Genomic DNA, 3,738 nt, shown 5'->3' on the forward strand with positions numbered 1-3,738 from the left:
GTCTTGCGTCTACCCATCAGATCTCAGGCTATATGAACGACGGATTTGCCTATCGTTCGCCCTACATCCTTAGACCGGGACAACCATCGCCCGGCTCGGCTACCTTCCTGCGTCACACCTGTTAATACGCTAAACGCACCAGCACGGGGTCGTACGCTAGGCCCAACGCTTCACCCCGAAGGGATCCATCAAAGGGATTCAGATACTTAGCACTACTGGATTGTCTTGGGCGGTTCTTCGCCGGTACGGGAATATCAACCCGTTGTCCATCGACTACGCCTGTCGGCCTCGCCTTAGGTCCCGACTTACCCAGGGAAGATTAGCTTGACCCTGGAACCCTTGGTCTTCCGGAGGACGGGTTTCTCACCCGTCTTTCGCTACTCATGCCTGCATTCTCACTCGTGTGGCATCCACGGCTGGTTCACACCGCCGCTTCACTCGCCACACGACGCTCTCCTACCCATCAACACGGCTGGACCACGAAGGCCTACCACTAATGTCAATGCCACAACTTCGGTGGCGTGCTTGAGCCCCGTTACATTGTCGGCGCGGAATCACTTGACCAGTGAGCTATTACGCACTCTTTCAAGGGTGGCTGCTTCTAAGCCAACCTCCTGGTTGTCTGTGCAACTCCACATCCTTTCCCACTTAGCACGCGCTTAGGGACCTTAGTTGGTGGTCTGGGTTGTTTCCCTCTCGACTATGAAGCTTATCCCCCACAGTCTCACTGCTGCGCTCTCACTTACCGGCATTCGGAGTTTGGCTGACGTCAGTAAGCTTTTGGGCCCCATCGGCCATCCAGTAGCTCTACCTCCGGCAAGAAACACGCAACGCTGCACCTAAATGCATTTCGGAGAGAACCAGCTATCACGAAGTTTGATTGGCCTTTCACCCCTATCCACAGCTCATCCCCTCCATTTTCAACTGAAGTGGGTTCGGTCCTCCACGACGTCTTACCGTCGCTTCAACCTGGCCATGGATAGATCACTTCGCTTCGGGTCTAGACCCTGCGACTGAATCGCCCTATTCGGACTCGCTTTCGCTACGGCTGCCCCACACGGGTTAACCTCGCCACAGAGCACTAACTCGCAGGCTCATTCTTCAAAAGGCACGCCGTCACCCCTACAAGGAGGCTCCGACGGTTTGTAAGCAAACGGTTTCAGGTACTATTTCACTCCCCTCCCGGGGTACTTTTCACCTTTCCCTCACGGTACTTGTCCGCTATCGGTCATCTGGGAGTATTTAGGCTTATCAGGTGGTCCTGACAGATTCACACGGGATTTCTCGGGCCCCGTGCTACTTGGGATACTCTTCACGCCATAACACCATTTCGACTACGGGGCTCGCACCCGCTCTGGCCAGGCGTTCAAACCTGTTCGTCTATGATGCGCTGTAACGTTCACCGGCCGGCAGACCGGAACGAAAAGTCCCACAACCCCGGCCATGCAACCCCTGCCGGGTATCACACATGACTCGGTTTAGCCTCTTCCGCGTTCGCTCGCCACTACTGACGGAATCACTGTTGTTTTCTCTTCCTGTGGGTACTGAGATGTTTCACTTCCCCACGTTCCCTCTACCCGCCCTATATATTCAGGCGGGAGTCACCAGGTCACCACAAGGGGCCTGGCGGGGTTTCCCCATTCGGAAATCCTCGGATCACAGCTCGTTTATCAGCTCCCCGAGGCTTATCGCAGATTACGACGTCCTTCTTCGGCTCCAGATGCCAAGGCATTCACCGTTTGCTCTTATGAACTTGCTAATCACATGAGTTAAGAAACTACAACTCGAAAAGTTGCAGATCCAATGATTTGCATGACCGCAGCCCGAAAGCCGCGCCATGCGAATCTTGTCGATCCACGACCGAAGCCGTGAATCTAAGATGCTCGCGTCCACTGTGTAGTTCTCAAAATACGGGCGGTATCCCTCTCCCACACACCCAGGCGTGAGAAAAAGATCCGGAGAGTCGACCCCGCCACCCGAAGGCAGCCGGCCCGGTCCCTCAGGACCCAACAGCGTGCATGTACCCGACTCCACCGCCCCGACGCGTTCCCAACCCGAAGGCTGTACTGACGCGAGACGATCTCACCGAGCACCTAGTTCAATGTTCCACCCATGAGCTACCAGCAAAGACATTCGCTTTGATCTGGCGCCTGGAACACCCTGCGGTGTCCAGATGCTCCTTAGAAAGGAGGTGATCCAGCCGCACCTTCCGGTACGGCTACCTTGTTACGACTTAGTCCTAATCACCGATCCCACCTTCGACAGCTCCCTCCTTGCGGTTAGGCCACTGGCTTCGGGTGTTACCGACTTTCATGACTTGACGGGCGGTGTGTACAAGGCCCGGGAACGTATTCACCGCAGCGTTGCTGATCTGCGATTACTAGCGACTCCGACTTCATGAGGTCGAGTTGCAGACCTCAATCCGAACTGAGACCGGCTTTTTGGGATTCGCTCCACCTTACGGTATCGCAGCCCTTTGTACCGGCCATTGTAGCATGCGTGAAGCCCAAGACATAAGGGGCATGATGATTTGACGTCATCCCCACCTTCCTCCGAGTTGACCCCGGCAGTCTCCTATGAGTTCCCACCATGACGTGCTGGCAACATAGAACGAGGGTTGCGCTCGTTGCGGGACTTAACCCAACATCTCACGACACGAGCTGACGACAACCATGCACCACCTGTATACCGACCTTGCGGGGCAACCATTTCTGGAAGTTTCCGGTATATGTCAAGCCTTGGTAAGGTTCTTCGCGTTGCATCGAATTAATCCGCATGCTCCGCCGCTTGTGCGGGCCCCCGTCAATTCCTTTGAGTTTTAGCCTTGCGGCCGTACTCCCCAGGCGGGGAACTTAATGCGTTAGCTGCGACACGGAGACCGTGGAAAGGTCCCCACATCTAGTTCCCAACGTTTACGGCGTGGACTACCAGGGTATCTAATCCTGTTCGCTCCCCACGCTTTCGCTCCTCAGCGTCAGTAACGGCCCAGAGAACTGCCTTCGCCATCGGTGTTCCTCCTGATATCTGCGCATTCCACCGCTACACCAGGAATTCCATTCTCCCCTACCGCACTCTAGTCTGCCCGTACCCACTGCAGGCCCGAGGTTGAGCCTCGGGTTTTCACAGCAGACGCGACAAACCGCCTACGAGCTCTTTACGCCCAATAATTCCGGACAACGCTTGCACCCTACGTATTACCGCGGCTGCTGGCACGTAGTTAGCCGGTGCTTTTTCTGCAGGTACCGTCAAGCCGAAGCCCTTCTTCCCTACTAAAAGAGGTTTACAACCCGAAGGCCGTCATCCCCCACGCGGCGTTGCTGCATCAGGCTTTCGCCCATTGTGCAATATTCCCCACTGCTGCCTCCCGTAGGAGTCTGGGCCGTGTCTCAGTCCCAGTGTGGCCGGTCACCCTCTCAGGCCGGCTACCCGTCGTCGCCTTGGTGAGCCATTACCTCACCAACTAGCTGATAGGCCGCGAGTCCATCCTTGACCGAAAAACTTTCCACCCGCACCCGATGCCGGGGCAGGTCGTATCCGGTATTAGACGCCGTTTCCAGCGCTTATCCCAGAGTCAAGGGCAGGTTACTCACGTGTTACTCACCCGTTCGCCACTAATCCACCCAGCAAGCTGGGCTTCATCGTTCGACTTGCATGTGTTAAGCACGCCGCCAGCGTTCGTCCTGAGCCAGGATCAAACTCTCCGTAAAAAAATTACGACCCCCAACCCCGAAGAGAAGG

At 55.9% G+C, this 3,738-nt stretch carries 2 rRNA genes (1 of these 2 only partly in view); both read right to left on the minus strand.

The features are described from left to right. Positions 1-1,759: ribosomal RNA gene (locus C5C44_RS16570) — 23S ribosomal RNA — on the minus strand; it reaches 1,456 nt to the left of the window's first position. A 425-nt stretch (positions 1,760-2,184) separates the two neighbouring features. After that, positions 2,185-3,707: ribosomal RNA gene (locus C5C44_RS16575) — 16S ribosomal RNA — on the minus strand. Together the 16S and 23S rRNA genes form the textbook arrangement of a ribosomal RNA operon. Positions 3,708-3,738: the final 31 nt, after the last annotated feature.

Origin of the sequence: Rathayibacter sp. AY1F6, from assembly GCF_002932035.1 — a bacterium.
Classification (GTDB): Bacteria; Actinomycetota; Actinomycetes; order Actinomycetales; family Microbacteriaceae; genus Rathayibacter.